The sequence below is a fragment of the Hyphomicrobium sp. 01T421 genome, assembly GCF_056398805.1.
Genome location: NZ_JBFTQC010000001.1, coordinates 1,192,351 through 1,210,869 on the forward strand (window position 1 = coordinate 1,192,351; position 18,519 = coordinate 1,210,869).

Consider the following 18,519-nt stretch of genomic DNA (forward strand, 5'->3'; position numbering starts at 1 on the left):
CTCCGTTCAAAGCCTTTCTCAATAGTTAACAACGATGAGAGCCCATTCGGTCAACGCGTGGTGAGAACGTGTTCGCCACGCACGCGTGCGACCTTGCCGTTGATCTTGCGGCGGACGATCAGATCACAAATAGGTCCGTACGGAATTGAAAATAAACAGCAATTCAGTGCCGCTCGGCGGCCCCTAATTGTTCGTTGGTGAGCCGTGTGCTGCCTGCCGCTTGAAGCTTGTGACGCCTCTGAGCAACACTTTATCTCCAATCCCCTCAAAGCCAGTTTCCCAGTGGTCGAATCATTTATATCGGGGCTAGCCTATGCCCGGCTTCCGTGTGCCGCGCATTTGAGTGTTTGTTCGCAATAGGTAAGTTCGAGAGGGGCGATGATCGTTAGCTGGCAGAGGATCATCGTTCCTGTATCGGTAATTGCCATCCTCGGCATGTTATCTGGCTGCACGCAGCTGCCCAAAGTCGGACCCAGCTATCGCGACATCAAGAGTGGTGCAGCCACAACATTATCCAATGGCCGAGACCCGCTCCTGGTCTACACGAGCCGGGACGCCGTGGATTTCAATTACGCGCTCATCGATCTGAATCCGTACGTTATAAATGTCCTTGGTGGAGTTTCTCAGGATTCATTCCACGGAACGTTTGGTACGCAGCGTGGCCCGGTGCCCGTGATTAGGGTCGGCGTAGGCGATGTCGTGCAGACATCCATTTTCGAATCGTCAGCTGGCGGTCTTTTTGTTTCTGGGGACGCGGCAGGTCGAGTGGGTAACTACGTTACGCTCCCGCCCCAAACAGTCGCGGGCAATGGGACAATTTCCATTCCCTACGCGGGCCAAATTAAAGCTGCCGGACGGACATCGTACGAAATTCAGCGGGATATTGAGACTAAGCTCGCCACTCGCGCTATCGAACCTCAGGTCGTCATCAATATAACCGAGCAGAATTCGGATGCGGCTATCGTTATCGGCGATGCTGGACAAGGCAGAATTAAGCTGACGGGCTCTGGCGAGCGCATATTGGACATGATTTCGAAAGCCGGTAGCGCAGGCGGAGGCGGAGGTGGCGGCGGCAAGCTTGCCCCATATGACCTCGAAATAACGCTCCAGCGCAAAAACCGGATTGGAACAGTCCGTCTTTCGAGCATCATCGATAATCCAAGTGAAAACATATACGTCAACGCAGGCGACGTCATATACGTCCATCGACGGCCAAGAACGTTCGTGGCGTTTGGCGCGTTAGGAAATGCTACGGGCGGGACGACAGTCGGTGGCGGCGATGTATCCGGACTGGATGGCATCTTCCAATTTGGTCAAGAGCGGCTGGCGCTGAGCGAGGCGGTTGCTAAGGCGGGCGGCCTGCTGGACGAGCGCGCAAACCCATCGCAGATATTCGTATATCGCGGCGAGCGACGTCAGACGCTCGAGAAATTGGATGTAAACCTCAGTAAGTTCGCACCCAATCAGCAGTTGATACCGACTGTTTACAGAGTGAACTTTAGAGACCCCTCGGCCTTCTTCATGGCCCAGAAGTTCCAGATGCGCGACAAAGACATCCTTTACGTCGCCAACGCGGACTCCGTCGAGGTCGGGAAAGCACTCAACTACATGACACTCTGGAGTGCGTCTGCGGCCGGTTACGTAGGCAACGCTGCGACTGTGCTGACCAGCGCCCAAATTCTCGGGGGTGGTGGCCCAGCCACCGCTCTGGTCGTCGGCGGAGCCGCAGCACCGTAGGACAGCCGTCAGCCCCTTTGGTGCGTGTAGCGATTTTCTTAGTTCAGGTTTCCTGCCGATGCTGGCCGCTGCGTGAGCAACGTGCCAGGCGCAAGATGCCACGAGCAATCACAGAACCGAAGACTTCCGGCGCCGGGTGGGTGACACAATAATCCATGAGGAAGCGACTATCATAAATTTTTGCTGATCTTTCAACGTCCTGAGCCAAGTACGTGAAGTTACGGTCTTTCGACCACAAGGACCCAGTCGGCAGAACCGTCCGGGTGGACTCCCGGCGATGCAATTGACCTATTGTTTGTTGCGGCTTCCGAATTGGAAATGACGGTATATTTGCCCGAGGTTGGATCGTACCAGCTCAGCTTCACATTTGCCTGTCCCGCTATCACAGTGGTGTCCGCCGTTATCGATCGGTTCGTAGGGAAATAAGCAACCGCTGCCGATTTAGAATATCCGGATGCAGCTTTGGTATCTCCGTCCCCGGTGCCCAGCTTCAGAAATGTTCCGCTGTCGCGGCTCCAGGTGGGATCGGTTATATACCTGTCGATCAAGGACCACGCATACTTGGTCTGTCGCTGCGGTGCCTCGTTGAGAATTTCGAACCATCCTGTACCGCCATCGTAGATCCCTGCAGCGCCAAACGGCCACCATTTCTCGTGACCAAAATTAATGCCGATGCCACCCCGAAGAAATACCGAATAATTTCGTTCTCTGTACTGTTGATCTTTGTCGCCCGTATAATGTGGTGAGTTGACATAGGGGGGTTCGATATCAATCACCCCATAGCTGCCGGCCCCTGTTTCTTCATAGACTGCATCGAACAGTTCAACGGAATTGGCCTCGTAGCTGTACAACGTGTTGGCACTGGGCTTGAACCATTGGTAGCTTCCGTCTTCCACGAACTGTCTGTAGCCCGTGATCCCTCTTTGCTGTTCTGCAATAATTAAGCGGTGCTTAGAGCCTTCTCCGTCTTTTATGCCGTGGAATACCGCATCAAGTTGTTGACCGACCGGACCGTCCGAAGGCCACTCGGTATCTTCTTCGACATGCCAGATGATATTCGGATATTTCGCATAGCGAAGAGCGAGAGCCTTCCCATAGTCGTAGCTATTCGCTGGTCCGGCGTTGATCAAATCTCGTGCCGTACCAGTATCATCAAAACTCAGAAATATGGAAAGCGCGACGGTCATTTCCAACCGCGTTGCCTCCTGGACAACCCAGTCCATTGACGACCATGCGGGGCCGTAAGCCGATGCATACGGCGCACCTGCAAAAAATCTTTGCCCGGATTTGTTTCGGTAGCGGTCGCCAAAACTGTCATTCAGATGAACGCCGAACGGCGCCACGAGGACGGCGTTGAAACCGAGCGATTTCAATCCTTCCAAGGCATTTGTGATCGTGGCATTGGAACATCTTTGTGCCATTGCCCACGACGCCATCATCTTGAGTAAATAAACTTTTCCGCTCTCATCGACAAACCGGCGACCGGACGTTCGCGCCGGATAGGAGAAACTGAAGTCGGAGTCGCCGCGCCCGCTGATCGGTGTGTTGGACGCGACTTCTCTGCAAGCACCGCCGAAAAGGCGTAGGTCTATTTTCATCCGATAATGCTGCAATCGCGCGGAAATTTGAGGCGTCAGTAATATGAATGCAAGGGGAGTGCCGATTGCAGCGAATGCGATGGCGAGATTTGCGATTTTTATCGAGCGGCGACCGATATAAGAAATCACGTCTCGTCTCCCTCATATAGGGAATATATCGGGCAGCCATACGGAATTCCAGAAAATTGACAACTGAATGATGCCGAGAGGCGCCTCGGCTCTGGCCGGTGCATTGGGTCGATGCCTACGGATCCCGACCACCAAATTAACAGAGTGCAGTGTGAGGAGAGAAGGGCGGCTCGTCGTCAGCCGATGGTATGAAAAATTCCAGAGGTTCGAGGCGACAAGTTATCCAACCCTGACCGGGCGGGCCGTCGGACGCTTCTTTCGAATTCGTGACGACGTAAAATCGAGCCGGACGCCTAGGCCCACCATGCATCTCGTGCAGGGCGGCCGTCGAGGGACGCTTCGACTGACGATCTCACGCCGGACGTAAATATCTCCAGCGTGTGGTGCGCCTCGATATAAGCCCGCGCACGACGACCCATCTCCTGAGCACGCTGCGGATCATTCCAGAGTGACAGCATCGCCGCGCGCAACGCAGCTGCGTCGCCGACCGGCACGTAGAGGCCCGTCAATCCATCCTGAATGACATCAACCTGTCCGCGTGTCCGGGAACAGATGACGGGCTTCCCCATCGCCATCGCTTCGAGAATGACTGTCACGCCATTGTCGCTATCGGACGGGAGCAGAGGTACGACGACAAATCTCGACCGCGCATAGAGTTTACGAAGTTCAAGCAGAGACATCCGGCCTGAGGTGATTTGGGCGTCTGTTTGGGTAACAACATCGCCGATCGGCAAGCGCCGATCGTTGATCAGACGAACCTTGCCTGGAATGCGCACGTGATCCGTTGCGATGTGACATCGCAAATCTGTTCCCCGGATGGCCTCGACAAAAGTCGCGTAATCGCGCATTTCTGCGCCGACCGCGCAGATCATGTCCTCGTTAGCTGGCCGGGGACTGTAAAACAATTGATCCACGTAGTGCCGGACGAGAAAAGCACGCTTGGACGGAAAGTGCAGGTCGTCAATCAGAACTCTTCGTTGCACGGTCGTCCACGTCACGACGGCGTGCAGTGTGTTCCCGAACAGCCGCATCGGATATTTGATATTGGGCTTGTCGAAGTAGTACATCATGGCGATATGCGGTTTTCTGTTCTGCGCAAATCGCTGCTGTGCCGCGACGGCCAATGTTAATTTCTCGCCCCAGGTGACGACGGCATCGTACTCGCTGCCACGTCGTACAATTTCCGATGCCAAACGCCACCACTCTGGCCCTTTCCCCGGCGACGGGGACTTGTCGAGGATCGTTTCGTCCCAAACAGGAGAGAATGCGTTGTCGAACACTTGACCGCGTGGCGCTGTTTCGCCAGTGGGATCATCCAAGCGCGGCTGTCTAGCTCGAGCCCCCCTCAAGATTGCTAGAGCAACGCGATGCATCGGCTATGCTTCCCCAAAAGAGCGATTTCGTAACGGCCGGCCTTCATGAAACTCGACGCCGCCTCGCTGATAGGCCTGAAACTATCATGAGGTTCATTGCTAATCTATTGGGTCACAATGTTCAATTATCTGGCAATGAGAGATGTCGCCCCGATATATATATATGCCGTTAAAAGATCCTATTGATTGACAGGCATTTATTATCACGCTCGGTCAACTCGGTGCTCGTCGGATTGAGCTTTGTGGAGGGGCGGATAGATACGCTTCCGCTGAATTGTTGAGCAAAGAAAATCAGCATACTGACAGTAGTTTGTTGTGTTGATATGGTGCCATTCATCRTTCAGTTGATTTCTGGGGCGCCGTGCAGTGCTCAAGACGCTTCCTCCCTCACTGACAGGACATTCCTTCGCAAGTTCGCTTGGGCAGCGCGCGGCATTCATCCTTGGGTTGGTTTTGCTTTGCGCCGGATTAGCGCTCAATTGGCGCAACGGTCAACTGCGCGGCGAGGACTTTGGCCACCTCTTTGTGATCAGCAAGTCTATCTTGGAAAGGTTCAATATCTACAGCGCCACCGCCGCCGATTTGCCAGCAGTTTATCGGGACTATCTCAACTCCGACAGGTTTGTGCCTTGGGGTATCTTCAACCCGCCCTCAGCGGGTATGGCACTCTTGCCCCTGGCGTCGTTGCCTTATCAAAGCGCCAAGGTGCTCTACTTCCTGCTGTCTATTGCGGTACTGCTGGGCGGGACGTGGAGACTCATGCAGCTGTACACCGACGGTCTCCGGATCGGCACCAGGGTTCTGATCCTGGGTGCGTTGCTCTGCAGCTCTGGCGCTCGCTGGGGGTTCTTCTACTTGCAGGCGGCGCCTCTGATATTCGGGCTACTGGGACTCTTCCTCTGGGAGCTCCATGAGCAGCGGAACGTGAGCGCTCTGGTAATCTGCGCGCTAGTGATCTGCCTTAAATTCACGCTTTTCTTGCCATTCGCTGGCTTGGCGCTGATCCGAGGCCGAGTGCTGCTGGTTGCCGTTGTGCTGACGGTGTGGGTCTCCGCCAATGCACTTGGGTTCGCGTTTATGGGTGGAATGGAGGCGGTCGACGGTTACCGTGCCAACATGGCCATCTTCGAGCGCCCCGATCAGCTCAACTATCCCGACTTCCGAGCATCGAACTCTATGCAGCGGCTGGACTGGCCATATCTCTTGAACGCGCTCAGTACAAATATCCCTCGATCCCAAATTATCGGGATGCTCCTGACGGCGTTTTCCGCCTCCTGGCTCTTGCTGGAATTCTACCGGATACGACGCTTCGCCGATGAACCAGAGACCACCGTCGCCTTCCTTGGGCCGCTGGTATGCTTATCGATGCTGTGCGTCTACCATCACCACTATGATGCAATCTCTCTGCTCGGGCCAGTGATCGTCTACCTCGGCAGACCCGTGAAGTCGGACGATTGGCCTCCCGTCCTCCTCTTCGTAATTCCCATCATTTTCTATGTCGGCTTCTGGCAATTGGAGAAATCGCAGAATCTGGTGGAGAGTATCTTCGGCCAGGGTAGTGCGAGCGGGCTGAAGTTGATCGGCGTAAGTTGTGTTGTCCTCGCCTTCGGCGCTTCGCTGGTCTTGTTGCGCCGTTTCATTGATCGGCGAACGGCGCACCTATCTGTCGGGGGAGCCTAGTTTCGCGGCAGCCGCCTGCGGGAAAACGCAGAGTTTATCGAGCGCGCCAAGTGACGACCGAGGTGGTGGCGTAGTTCCAGACCGCACCGACAAGAATCCCTGCAAAGCCAGCCAACCACCATACATACTGGCGATCTGAAAATAGGTAGTTCGCAATGCCGACATTGGCCAGCGCGCCTACAGAACAGACCGCGATGAAAGTCGCCAAGCCACGAGAGAGCGCCCGAAAGCCTTTCAGGCGACGGTCCCGGTACGTGAGAGTGTTGTTGACGAAAAAGTTGAAAATCATCGCGACAACTGTTGCCACGATTTGCGCAACGATAAATTTCGCCCGGACGATTGCCACAAGTGAATAAAGTACAGCCATATGCAAGCCAACGCCCAGTCCCCCGATCAACGTGAACGATAGAAAGCTGACGGGCACGATGTGGCCGACCAATTTGTCCGCCAAAAGCATCAGGTACTCCCACGTCACCAGCGCGTCGAGCTTGCTTTCGCCGGCCTGTCTCGTGCGGAATTCGTAGGGTACCTCTCGGATGCGCAACGGCTGCTTCGCCGAAGCGCAGATGTCGAGCAGAATTTTGTAACCCTGCCCGGAAAGACCTCGAATGGCGCTTTCCAAAGCTGGACGGCTGATGACGAAAAAGCCACTCATCGGGTCGGAGACGTCCGCCGTCGTGATCATCTTCGCCAACCGAGTGGCGATGGCGCTAACCCGAACGCGATTGTTGTCCCATACGCCAAGACCTCCACCAGCGACATAGCGGGATCCAATGACCAAGTCCGCCACATCTATCCTCAGGAGGGAGAGCATCTCGGGCAGGATGCGCTCGTCGTGCTGAAGGTCGGCGTCAATGACTGCAATGTAGGGAGTGCTCGTGCTCAGCATGCCTTCGACCACCGCACTCGAAAGGCCCCGCCGCCCGATGCGATGAATGAAGCGAATGCGAGGATCGCGGTGAGAAAGCCGAGTGAGCTCGTCAAGTGTCCCATCGGTGGAGTCATCGTCCACGAACACGATCTCAAACGTGGTATTGGTTAGCGCTTTGCCCAGGACTTCCGCGATGAGCGATACATTATCCCGCTCATTGAATGTGGGTATGATGACTGAAAGAACCGGTGGAGAGTACGCCGGTCGTTGATCAGAAGGCACCGAAATTCGCAACGCATCGACTTGAACGTTCATAGTCGCACCCGCTTTATGTCAGGATGTTCGCTGATGTGCGATCGATAGCAGTCTCAAAACGCTCCGCGAAACAAAACGAAAATCGTTCGGATCATGATCTCAACGTCGAGCCATATCGACCAGTTGTCGATGTAATAGAGATCATGTTCCACGCGCTTGCTGATATCCAGGGTCGTCTTGGTCTCTCCCCGAAACCCATGGACCTGCGCCCATCCCGTCAAGCCCGGACGAACGCGACGGCGAAGCGAAAAGAGATCGAGCTGCTGATCGAATAATTGATCATGAGCTAAGGCATGCGGACGGGGCCCGACGATCGACATGTCTCCGGACAAAACGTTGATGAGCTGCGGAAGCTCATCGAGGCTCGTGCGGCGCAGAAACCATCCGATGCGTGTAACTCTCGGATCGTTGCGTTCTGCCTGCTTGATGTGATGTCCATCTTCGGTGACGGACATCGTTCGGAATTTGAAAATCCGGAAAATGCGGTTGTTCTGACCGTACCGGCGCTGCCGGAAAAACACTGGTCCCGGGCTATCGAGTTTGATGGCGATCGCAATAAAAATGAGGAGGGGAGACAAGAGGAAAAGGCCGACACCTGCCAAAATGTAGTCCAGGGCCGCCTTGAGAACGCGATTGCTTTCCGACAGCGGCACCAAATTGACGATATCAGCCCGAAGCGTTCCGATATGCCGTGCCCCGCGAACAATGAGGGGCTCGCGTTCGAGCTTTGTGCAGAGGAGGAGTTCCGAGGAATACGACGCCAGATCGTTCACGGCCGCTTTTATGGCCTCAACGCGTTCCGCTGGGAAACCGATGATGATCGTATCGTAGCGTCTCCGCTCTATCGCGTTCTTAAGTTCGTTGAGCCCGCCATCGGAATGAAGGTCTTCGGAACGAGCGTTCGTCGGGGCCAGATAAATCCCTTCGATCACGGGTGAGGGACTAGCGATTTCGACGCTGGCTTTCATGGCGGCAATGAAATCGGGATCGCCGAACATCGCAATCCGCTGTCGAATTCTGCCCTGCGCCACCATCCGGCGCACATGGTGCATTCCAACGATCCGCACGGTGATCAAAAGAAACGCACTTATGCCGAACCACGTGAGGAACCACCCTCTCGAGTACCAATCCGCAACCTTGAGAATGTATAGAATTCCGAGAAGAAGAAGGAACGAAGTCACCAACGCACCAAAGATCCTACCATATGGCACGGCCGGTTGACTGACAGAGCTCGGGTCGTAGAGGTTGGCCCGCTTCAAGAAAAGATAAAGGGTGGTCGCCAATAGCGGAGCAGGCGCTAAATATGGCCACCACGGCTGCAGTCGGCCGATGAAGAGATCGATGTAAAGGAATTTGGCAGCGGATGCCGCCAAGATGATCGAAGCAGCTTCGAAAATTGCCAACACAGAAACGCACGTATCGATCTTCGAAAACATTGAAGCCGAGGCGCGCGGAAACCGGGAAAGTCGTTGGCGAGAAAGGGCGCCAAGCTCAACGCGGGCACTAGGGTTAGCCATATACGCCGCCACACAGCTTGAATTAGATCATAATCGGAAGAGCCGTGAGGAGGGCTTGATGCGCCCTCTCGGGAGTTAGCACCCGATCTCTCTGAAATGTCGCTAATTTTAGAGAGAATATTTAGCGCGGGTTAAGCATTTAGCAAGTATTAGTATGTAGTATGATTAAAGCACTATGACAATTGGTCTCTTTCGCTTGCCCATGCCAAACCGAATAGCCCGTCGTTTTTCTTTCGACGTCTTTCCGCTTTAGGTAGTCGCCGCTTTATCGGCGCAGCCTTCCGCATCGCGAATTAAACTGCAGCTTCCAATTGAACAGCGTCTCACAGGCCCATTGAGATTGCGGACTGTCGGAGTAGGGAACATCCGGCCCCGGGCGTTGCTTCCTTTCGCAATCTCAGCCTCTGAAAAGCAAAAGCCGGATTCTAACGTGTTGCTTGGCTTGGCGATTTGAAAAGAAACCCGAAAAAATCCGCTCCCAAAACCTGACCAGGCGATTGCTGCATTGAGCGAACAAAATCAGGCGAATTACAAATTATCTTTGCCCTATAGGCGCTGCCGGCGGCTTTAAATGGGGTCGCCGTTGTACAATTGTGGAATATCGCGCGTACGTTGAAACGGGTGAATGGGGAATGAACGATAGCAACTTTAATTTTCCCGGCCACTCACGGTTGGTGTTAAACGCGAACCGCAATCTTAAAGCCAGCAATTCGCTCGAGTTAATTGCCATCGATCTCGTTCGCTTTCCGGACATAACTAGCGTTGCGGCCGAGCTCGCATCCGTGGCCAGCCTCGCAGCGGCACGGCGCCAAGAACTTAAGGCTCGCTCCGGGCGTCGTGTGGACTAATGCCGTGAGATACTTCGCAGAGTTGCTCGATCCCAGAATTGCGATCGCCGAAGCGCCAATCACGGGTGAACCTCCCGACCTTCTGCCCGGCGAAGCGCTCGTCGTCACCCGTGCCCTCCCACGCCGCCGTTTGGAATTTGCAATTGGTCGGGATTGCGCGCGCAAAGCCATGGCGGCCCTCGGCCACGCGGATACGGCCTTGCCCCGCGGGCAGGATCGAATGCCGGACTGGCCGGTCGATCTCGTCGGCAGCATTACGCATACGGACGGGTGGGCAGTTGCGGCCGTGGCGCGGCGCGACCAGGGTTTCGCCGCGATCGGCATCGATCTCGAGCCGGCAGACGAACTCGCGTTCGATCTATGGGATTCGGTTTGCACGGCCGAGGAGCGGGCGACGCTGGCTGTCACTTACGGTGTGACGCCGGGCGTCGCAGCTCACCTCATCTTCTGCATGAAGGAGGCGGCCTTCAAGTGCCAGTATCCGCTCAGCGGGACGATGCTCGAGTTCGCCGATTTCGCAGTCGACGTCGACGCTCGAGCCGGTACATTTGGGGCGACATATCAGAGGGCCGTGCCAGGATTCCAGATGCACGATAGATTGGTTGGGCGGTTCGCCCTCAAAGACGGTTATATCGCGTGTGCGGTGGTCATGACGTCGGAACCTGCGTCGTGAGCCAGGCGCGTACCGGCTGGCTGGTCGTTCTAGCGGCCCTGATAATCTTCACTGGCAACGGAGGCTCGGCCATGAGCGAAGAAGCGCGTCAAGCTTCCGGCACGCGGGCATGGGAGCCGAAGGATCACGTTCGCGCCTTCTATTCCGGCCACAGCCTCAGCGAAGGTGTTCCGGAGGCCATCGAACTGATCGCGCGGTCTCTCGGAAACCGGTTGGATTTCGAGGTGCAGGTTCTCGGTTACTCACTTTTGCGCCAACGAACGAAAGGGGAGGTGGCGTCCGCCTCCGAGTGGACGGGATATAGCGCCGGCCACAATCGGGAGGGTGCCGGCTTGAACGTCGCCGAGGAGCTGCGGTCGCCCCGACGCTTGTCGCCCGGCGACAGGTACGACGTGCTGGTTGTCACCGAACGTCACGATCTCCCGGCCATCGCGCGCAAAGAGCGTACGGCGTTCTATCTGACGGAGATGGCAAAGCAGCTATTGGCCGGCAATCCCGATGGCGAGGTTATGCTCTATCACACGTGGCTCAACGTGGACCCTGACGCGCCTTGGCCCTGGATCAATTACGAGCGGACAGTTTCGTTGATGTGGGAGTGCATCGCGAGCCGTGCGAATCTTGACTTGCCGGCGCGCGGCGATGTTCCGCGCGTTCGCGTGTTGCCGGGAGCAGGAGCGTTGGCGGAATTGGCGGCGGCCCTCTGGGAAGGCAAGGTGCCGGGCATTGCGGCAACTTCCCCGGCTGCGCGAGTGCGCCTGCTTTTCTCCGATACCGTGCACTTGAGCGACGTCGGACGTTACTATATCGCGCTGGTCCACTATGCGGTTCTCTTTGGGCGGAGCCCCGAGGGAGCCGCGGTTCCCGCGTCAATCTCCCCGGAGACAGGCCGGTACATGCAAACGCTCGCGTGGCAGCATGCGGTCGCGTACGGCGATCGCGCTAATGCCGCCGCGCGGCGGGATATGTCCGACTGCCGTGCACTGATGCAGGAGAAAGTCTGCCCGGCCTACGCTGAATTTCTGCATGGCTCGGGGATGCCAGTGCTGAGCGCACTGAAGCGTCAGCTTGTCACCAATTCGTGCCGGCGCGACTACGCGGGCGGACAGGATCCCGAGAACCCCTTCGCGTCACCCTAGGATCACGCGGCGACAGCGCTCGTGCGCGGCGGCAGCGATGCCGCCCGCTTAAATCGCGCGCACATCGGAAAGCTCGGCTTTGCTGCCGAAACCGAAAACCGCAGCCGGACTGGGTTGATCACCAGGCTGATCACACGCCCGTTCGAGAGCCCTGTTGAGATGCACCATCAGCACTTGCGAATTGGCTCCGAGCATAAGGGTATCGTGATTGCCGGGGATCACTACGGTTTCAACGCCGCCGGTTATCACCTTGTCCCAACCATAGCTGAGTTCTCCACTTCTGAAGACGTAGCTCGCGTTGGCTGCCCGAAAGAGCACCGCTCGGCCAGACCACGGCTCGGGGCGGTAGCTTGAAGCGGCGCTCCCAAAATTGTCCGTCAGATGACGGTTGCGCAGGTGCAAAGGAACAGCCTTATTTTGCCTGAGACAACGTGAGATCTGCCACCGCTCGTGTGCTTCGCGGAGCCAATGAAGTCGGACTGATACGATGTGGCTGAGGTAGTCGAGGCCTTCATTACGCAGGCGTGAAACCCTGCGCGCGAAGTCTAGGATTTGGAGGGGCATCTGCGGGTGGTAGGTATCGAAGAAGACGACGAGAGGTACGTCCTCCCCGAGTTCGGTCAACTGGCGCGCCATTTCGAACGCGACCACGCCCCCGCCGGAATAGCCAGCCAGCAGATAGGGACCCTGCGGCTGCTGTGAGCGGATCTCTTCGAGATAGGCCCGAGCCATCTCCTCTATGGACTCGTGCGGCCGGTTGGTACCATCAATGCCGCGTGCCTGAAGACCGAAGAATGGTTGTTCTTTATGCAGTCCGCGGGAAATATCGCGGAAGTTGAGCACGTTGCCGCCGGCGCCATGAACGCAGAACAGCCCGGGGCGATTTCCCCCTTTGGCGATGCTGACCAGATATTGAAAGCGCTTCGGCGCGGGTTGCGTTCTCACGCCAACCGCGTTGGCTGTTTCAGGCGGATTGACCCCTGTAGCAGAATCCGGAACCGTCGGCGCTTCGTCTGCTGCGGGCTGCGATGAAGCTTCTGCTTCGTCCGGCTTGAAAGGACCGCGCAGCAGTTCGGCCGTCGCGGCAATCGTCGGAGCCTGAAACAGAACGGAAAGCGGCAACTCGACCGCGTAGTGCTTGCAAATCCGATTGAGGAGACGGACCGCGATCAGCGATTGACCCCCGAGTTCGAAGAAGTCGTCCGTGATCGAAATATGCGGTACGCCGAGCATCTCCTTCCACATTGCCGCCAGCTCCCGCTCGACCGTGTCGCGGGGCGCGACGATATCGGCGTCGCTGCGCGCAGCGTCCGTAGCAGGTTGGGCTGGGCTCGTCTGCCCGCCAGACACGCGATGAGCGCCGGTATCCAACCGGGAAAGCCAAAGTTCGACGTCGAGCGTGGAGGCGATAACCTGGGGAGAAATGTCATTAGCGAGAATGCGGTCGAGCGCTTCCAGTCCCTCTGAAGGCGTCATGCCCTCGCGCAGGTAACCTTCCGCGGCGCTCTCCGCAGCCCGTGGCTTAGTCGAAGCGGCGGTGCCTGAGACCGCGACGCCCGTAGTAGCGAACGATTGTGCGCGGCGCATGATGTAGCGCTCGACTGAGACGAGCACGTTGCCGTGCTCGTCGAGCAGCGTGGCATCGAAAATCGCGCTTTTGCCGTCCGCCGAGCGCAATCTCACGTGGCTATAAAGTTTCGAGGTAAGGCCCTGCCGCATCAGAACGCGGCCATATGAAAACGGGACGTAGAATTCCTCGAGGGCGTTGAAGCCCGCGATAAGCATCTGTGCTGCGCCCGTTGCCATGTCGAGCATACCGGGGTGCAGCGCACACTCTGCAAGATCGGAATTGTAGGCGTCCGGCAAGGCGATGTGGATCAGCGCCTCGTTCTCTCCGAATTGGATCGACTCGATGTTGGCCCAACGTGGACCAAAATCCATGAAGTGCTGGACAAGTCGACCGTTCGGAGCCTCGACGGTACGGGAACAACGCTCCCGGATGGCCGGCACCGATTCCTGGGGCGCTGCCGGCGCGTCGACATACGCGACGTGAGCCGTCGCGAAAGGTTGCTCCTTGGAATCGCCAAACGCCGTGAAGGTATGATCGTCATTGCGGCTGAGAGTGACGTTCAACGTGCGCGTCTCATCGGCGCCGACAGTGAACGGCTGCAGGAAAGTGAGATCGCGGATCTCGATAGGTCTGTCTTCGGGCCGATGGGCCAACGCAGCGCGTGCAAGCTCCAGGTATCCCGTGCCCGGCATCACCGCTTGGCCGCCCTTGACCACATGATCTCCGAGCAGCCAGTGCGTCTTGCGGCTCAGCACCGAGCGGAAACGTGACTGTTCAGCGTCGTCGCTCAGACAATCGCCGAGCGGCGGACCCGAACGGGCGTCAGCTCGAGCGCCATGCTGTTGCGGCTCGCGAACCAGTGTCGCAAGCATGCCGACTTTCCATGCGTTCCAGTCGATGCTGATGGTGCGCGTGCGGCAACCGCGTGCCGCGCGGGCCTTTGCGAGTGCATCGAGGAAAGCGTTCGCGGCCGTGTAGTCCACCTGTCCGGGAAGACCGAGGACCGAGCTGACCGATGAGAACAGCACCAGGAAATCGAGTTCGCTCTCACCGAAGAGCGATTGCAATACCAAGGCGCCCTTGGCCTTGACATCGAGCACCGCCGAGCGGGCGATCGGCGGCCTGAGCGCGATCAGCTGATCCTGCAACAGGCCGGCACTATGGAAGACGCCGTTGATCCGGCCGAAGCGCTGTCGCGCCTCCGAAATTACGCCAGCCATGGCCTTGCGATCCGTGACATCGGCTGCGGCCAGCATCACCTCCGCGCCCATGGCACGGAGGCTCCTGACGCCCCTGATTTTGCGCGAGGTATCGTCATCCTCGCCGTGGTCGTTCAGCCAGGAATCCCATGTCGCTTCTTCAGGAAGTTCAGAGCGGCCGACGCTTACAAGGCGGGCTTTCCCATGCCGCGCCAGATGCTCCATGACTTCTAAGCCGATGCCGCCAAGTCCGCCCGTGACGAGATAGACGCCGCGTTCTCGCAGCCAGGCACGCTGCGCCGGCGCCGGTTCGAGCGGCAGTTGTTCGAAACGTCGCACCCAACGTCCGTTCTTGCGAAGGACGACGAGGGGGCTGCGATTGTCGCCTTGAACCTCGGTGAGAAGGCGATCCGCCAGTTGGGCCTCGGCGTCCGAGCCGGTCGGAGGGATCACCACATCCACAACGGAACATGAGGCCTCGGGCGTTTCGCGCGGCAAGACTCGGCAGACGCCAGCCAAAGTCGCCTTTTCGGGATGCACCTCGCGCTCGCCTTCGAGCGCTTCTATCGCGGTACCGATTGCAGTCAGCCGGAAACTGTCCCCGCCCAACGCAAACGCTTGCGATAAATGAAACAGGCTGTCGTAGTAGCGAACGACGTCGCGATCCCACGCGGCAAGATCGGCGTCGGGTGCGGAACGGAAGAGCCGCCATGGACGCTGCGCCAAAGCCCACAGGTGCACGACATGTGCAGGGCTCGCATTTTCCTGGCGCAACTCTGCCTTCAGTATTGCGTAGTCTTCAGCATTCGACGGATCGATACCGAAAGTCAGCCCGCCACGCACGGCGAAGCGGGGTGCCGGCTCCACGGTCGCCACCGTCGCGCCGGACCGGCGAAGACGTGTCACGAGTGCCTGGGCCAACGATGAGCCGTCTGTAAATATCAGCCATGGCTTCCCGAGTTCTTCCGCAGACAGCGGATTGGGCTGAACAGAACGATGGAAGGATGGCGCAGAGAACCACGTTGTCAGATCGCTCCTGCGGTTCAGCACGGGCTGAGCGGAAGGGGCCAAGCCTTTCTCGATCCAATACCGCTGACGTTCGAAGGGATACGTCGGGAGCGGCACCCGGCATCGGGAACCGCGCTCCAACCGGCTGAGATCGATGTCGCCGCCAGCGGCCCAGACCTTACCGACCGCTTCGAGCAGGAACCCGACGTCGGACACGCTCTCCTGAGGATGGCGCAACGTATTGGCGACGACTGCGGCCTTTACCGGCTGATGCCGGCAGAGGCTCGAAAGCGTACGTCCGGGACCCACCTCGAGCAGCGCGGCGCCACGGGTTTGCAACAACGTTGCCGCGCCTTCGTCGAAGCGCACTGTATTCCGCAGATGGCGAACCCAGTAAGTAGGGTCGGTTGCTTCGGCGTCGGTGATCCACGTTCCCGTCAAGTTGGAAACGAATGGGATCCGCGGCTTCTGGAAAGCAATCTTCCGGCAGTAGCGTTCGAACTCCGGCAGGATTGGCGCAAGCATCGCCGAATGCGCCGCCACATCGATATGGACGCGCGTGTACTCGACCTGAGCTTCGGATAGCTTCTGCTCGAGGTTCGCGATCGCGCGGATGGGACCCGATGCGACGCACAGCGCCGGACCGTTGATCGCGGCGATCGAGAGTTCATCGCAGAGGAATGCACGCGCTTCCGCCTCGGGAAGCGGGATGGACAGCATCGCACCGCGGGGCAGCTTTTCGAACAGTCTGCCGCGCATCGCGACGAGCGAAATCGCATCCCGCATTGAAAGAACGCCGGCGACGCAGGCAGCCGCATACTCGCCGGCGCTATGGCCGATCAGGGAAGAAGGCGTAACACCCCATGATGCCAGCAGTTTGACCAATGCGTATTCTGTTGCGAAGAGAGCCGGCAACGCCAGCGATGGTGCGGCAAGCCGCAGGTTCGAGATCTCGGCCGAGCTCGGCGGCGCGAAAATCAGCGAGCGCAGATCGACATCGAGTTCCGGCTGGACGACCGCAAGGCATTCGTCGATCGCCTTGCGATATTCAGGGTACTTTTCGTAAAGCTCTGCCCCCATCCCGCAATACTGCGCCCCGCCGCCGGGGAAAAGAAATGCCGTGGAAAGAGGCTCGCGCGCGGCCTTGCCCGTGAACACACGGCGCACATCGTTCTCATCGAGCAATGCAGCAGCTGAAGCCGCGCTGTTCGCGACGATCGCCCGGCGATACTCGAAGGTCTCGCGTCCATTCATCAGCGTGAAGGCGACGTCGTCCAGCCGCTGATGGTGATCTGCGCGCAGGTGATCGGCGAGGTTCTTCGAAGCCGCATCGAGCGCCTTGTTGCTGCGTGCCGAGAGCACCAGCAACTGCGGTTCGTTTTCGCGGCCAACGGTCGTCCTTCGCGGCGGTGCCTCTTCGAGCACGAGGTGAGCGTTGGTACCTCCAGCGCCCAAGCTTGTGATTCCGGCGATCCGCCGCTTGCCCGACCGAACATTCCATGGCTGAAGGCCGGCATTGACGAAGAACGGCGTGTTCGACAGATCGGCTTGCGGGTTTGGCTTTTGGTAGTGAAGACTTGCCGGAAGTTCGCGGTGCTCGAGTGCGCAGATCACTTTGATGAGGCCGCAAATACCGGAGGCCTCTCCCGCGTGCCCGATATTGGATTTGAGCGAGCCGATGGCACACGACTGCTTCGGCACTTCCGGACCAAACGCCTCGACAAGCGCCGCGACCTCGATCGGATCGCCTATCAGCGTACCGGTTCCGTGGGCCTCAATGTACGATACATCGCCCGGGTCGATGCCGGCCAGATCGAGCGCTTCGGAGATGACCCGCGCCTGCCCGCTGACGCTTGGCGCAAGATAACCCACCTTGTCGGAACCGTCGTTGTTGACGGCAGAAGCTCGTATCACCGCACGAATGCAATCGCCGTCGCGGACGGCGTCCGAAAGCCGCTTCAGCACGACGCAACCCGCAGCCGAAGCCATGACGGTTCCGCTGGCATCGGCGTCGAAGGGGCGGCAATGGCCGTCGGGCGAGAGGATCTCTCCCGGCCGATAGAGATAGCCGGTTTGCTCCGGATAGATCGTTGAAGCGCCGGCCAGCGCGACATCGCATTCGCCGTTGAGCAGGCTCTGACATGCGACGTGCACTGCAACGAGCGACGACGAACAGGCCGTCTGCACGTTCATGCTCGGGCCGTTGAGGTTCAGCTCGTATGAAACACGTGTGGCAAGGAAATTGGAGTCGTTGCCGGTATGGCGCAAAAGCCATGCGCCGATTGTTTCCAGCACCTCTTGGTTGGTGACGAGATTATAAGTGAAGTATTCGCTGGCGCCGGAGGCGGCAAAGACCCCGACCCGTCCGTCGATTTTTTCGCCGACGTATCCCGCGTCCTCGAAAGCTTCCCAAGAGCATTCCAGAAAGAAACGGTGCTGCGGGTCAAAGACCGCGGCGTCGCGCGGCGACAATCCGAAGAATGCGGCGTCGAATTGATCTATTCCGTCCAGATAGCCGCAAGCTTTGACGTATGCCGGATCCCGAACGATTTCGAGCGAAGCGCCTGAGGCGAGCAATTCCTCTTCGGTGAATACGCGAATGGTCTCGCGGCCTTCCCGGAGGTTTTTCCAGAACGCGGCGACATTGGAGGCGCCGGGGAACCTGCCCGAGAGGCCAATGACGGCAATCGCACTATCTTCGCTATCAGTCCGATCCCCCTGTGTCATGCAGCCTCCGTTTACCCCAAAATCGTTTCCCGATAGCAAATCCCCAATCGGTGTATTGGACGAAGAGGCGCGAGAAGGGCGCCAAACTGAACCTGTTTCAGTCTTTAATCAATCCTGGCAATTATTAGCGCAGGGTAG

General features: G+C 58.0%; 9 protein-coding genes. 4 read left to right on the forward strand and 5 right to left on the reverse strand.

Features of this window, described 5'->3' with window-relative positions:
- Positions 1–378 precede the first annotated feature (378 nt).
- A complete protein-coding gene (locus AC1DK3_RS05475; RefSeq protein WP_477191252.1) occupies positions 379–1,737 on the forward strand; it encodes a polysaccharide biosynthesis/export family protein in 1,359 nt (452 codons plus the stop codon).
- A 218-nt stretch (positions 1,738–1,955) separates the two neighbouring features.
- On the opposite strand, the gene AC1DK3_RS05480 is transcribed toward AC1DK3_RS05475, so the two are convergent.
- Positions 1,956–3,464: an apiosidase-like domain-containing protein gene (locus AC1DK3_RS05480; RefSeq protein WP_477191253.1), complete on the reverse strand. Its 1,509-nt coding sequence runs from the start codon at positions 3,462–3,464 to the stop codon at positions 1,956–1,958.
- A gap of 293 nt (positions 3,465–3,757) precedes the next feature.
- Positions 3,758–4,783, reverse strand: coding sequence for a glycosyltransferase family 4 protein (locus AC1DK3_RS05485; protein ID WP_477191254.1), 1,026 nt, complete (start codon positions 4,781–4,783; stop codon positions 3,758–3,760).
- Between the two features lie 420 nt (positions 4,784–5,203).
- Here AC1DK3_RS05485 and AC1DK3_RS05490 point away from each other — a divergent pair, with 420 nt between their 5' ends.
- On the forward strand, positions 5,204–6,517 hold the full coding sequence (locus AC1DK3_RS05490; protein ID WP_477191255.1) for a glycosyltransferase family 87 protein: 1,314 nt from the start codon (positions 5,204–5,206) through the stop codon (positions 6,515–6,517).
- A 34-nt stretch (positions 6,518–6,551) separates the two neighbouring features.
- Here the strand turns inward: AC1DK3_RS05490 and AC1DK3_RS05495 are convergent, their stop codons facing one another.
- Together AC1DK3_RS05495 and AC1DK3_RS05500 are read right to left on the reverse strand one after the other, a co-directional pair.
- Positions 6,552–7,703, reverse strand: a complete 1,152-nt coding sequence (locus tag AC1DK3_RS05495; RefSeq protein WP_477191256.1) for a glycosyltransferase — start codon at positions 7,701–7,703, stop codon at positions 6,552–6,554.
- A gap of 53 nt (positions 7,704–7,756) precedes the next feature.
- Positions 7,757–9,139, reverse strand: a complete 1,383-nt coding sequence (locus AC1DK3_RS05500; RefSeq protein ID WP_477191257.1) for an undecaprenyl-phosphate glucose phosphotransferase — start codon at positions 9,137–9,139, stop codon at positions 7,757–7,759.
- Between the two features lie 933 nt (positions 9,140–10,072).
- On the opposite strand from AC1DK3_RS05500, the gene AC1DK3_RS05505 reads away from it, so the two are divergent.
- Together AC1DK3_RS05505 and AC1DK3_RS05510 are read left to right on the forward strand one after the other, a co-directional pair.
- Positions 10,073–10,741 (forward strand): 4'-phosphopantetheinyl transferase family protein, encoded by a 669-nt coding sequence (locus AC1DK3_RS05505; RefSeq protein WP_477191258.1) that lies wholly within the window; start codon positions 10,073–10,075, stop codon positions 10,739–10,741.
- Between the two features lie 71 nt (positions 10,742–10,812).
- The gene (locus tag AC1DK3_RS05510) at positions 10,813–11,877 is read left to right on the forward strand and encodes a hypothetical protein (RefSeq protein ID WP_477191259.1); all 1,065 of its coding nucleotides are present in this window, start codon (positions 10,813–10,815) and stop codon (positions 11,875–11,877) included.
- A gap of 48 nt (positions 11,878–11,925) precedes the next feature.
- Here AC1DK3_RS05510 and AC1DK3_RS05515 read toward each other — a convergent pair whose 3' ends face one another.
- Positions 11,926–18,381 carry a type I polyketide synthase gene (locus AC1DK3_RS05515; RefSeq protein WP_477191260.1) on the reverse strand — a complete coding sequence of 2,152 codons (6,456 nt, stop codon included), beginning with the start codon at positions 18,379–18,381 and terminating at the stop codon, positions 11,926–11,928.
- Positions 18,382–18,519: the final 138 nt, after the last annotated feature.

What these genes read in the sequence shown, in the direction of transcription:
- AC1DK3_RS05475 (WP_477191252.1), top strand. Translation starts at nt 379, where the DNA reads ATGATCGTTAGCTGGCAGAGGATCATCGTTCCTGTATCGGTAATTGCC.
- AC1DK3_RS05495 (WP_477191256.1), bottom strand. Translation starts at nt 7,703, where the DNA reads ATGAACGTTCAAGTCGATGCGTTGCGAATTTCGGTGCCTTCTGATCAA.
- AC1DK3_RS05500 (WP_477191257.1), bottom strand. Translation starts at nt 9,139, where the DNA reads ATGTTTTCGAAGATCGATACGTGCGTTTCTGTGTTGGCAATTTTCGAA.
- AC1DK3_RS05510 (WP_477191259.1), top strand. Translation starts at nt 10,813, where the DNA reads ATGAGCGAAGAAGCGCGTCAAGCTTCCGGCACGCGGGCATGGGAGCCG.
- AC1DK3_RS05515 (WP_477191260.1), bottom strand. Translation starts at nt 18,381, where the DNA reads ATGACACAGGGGGATCGGACTGATAGCGAAGATAGTGCGATTGCCGTC.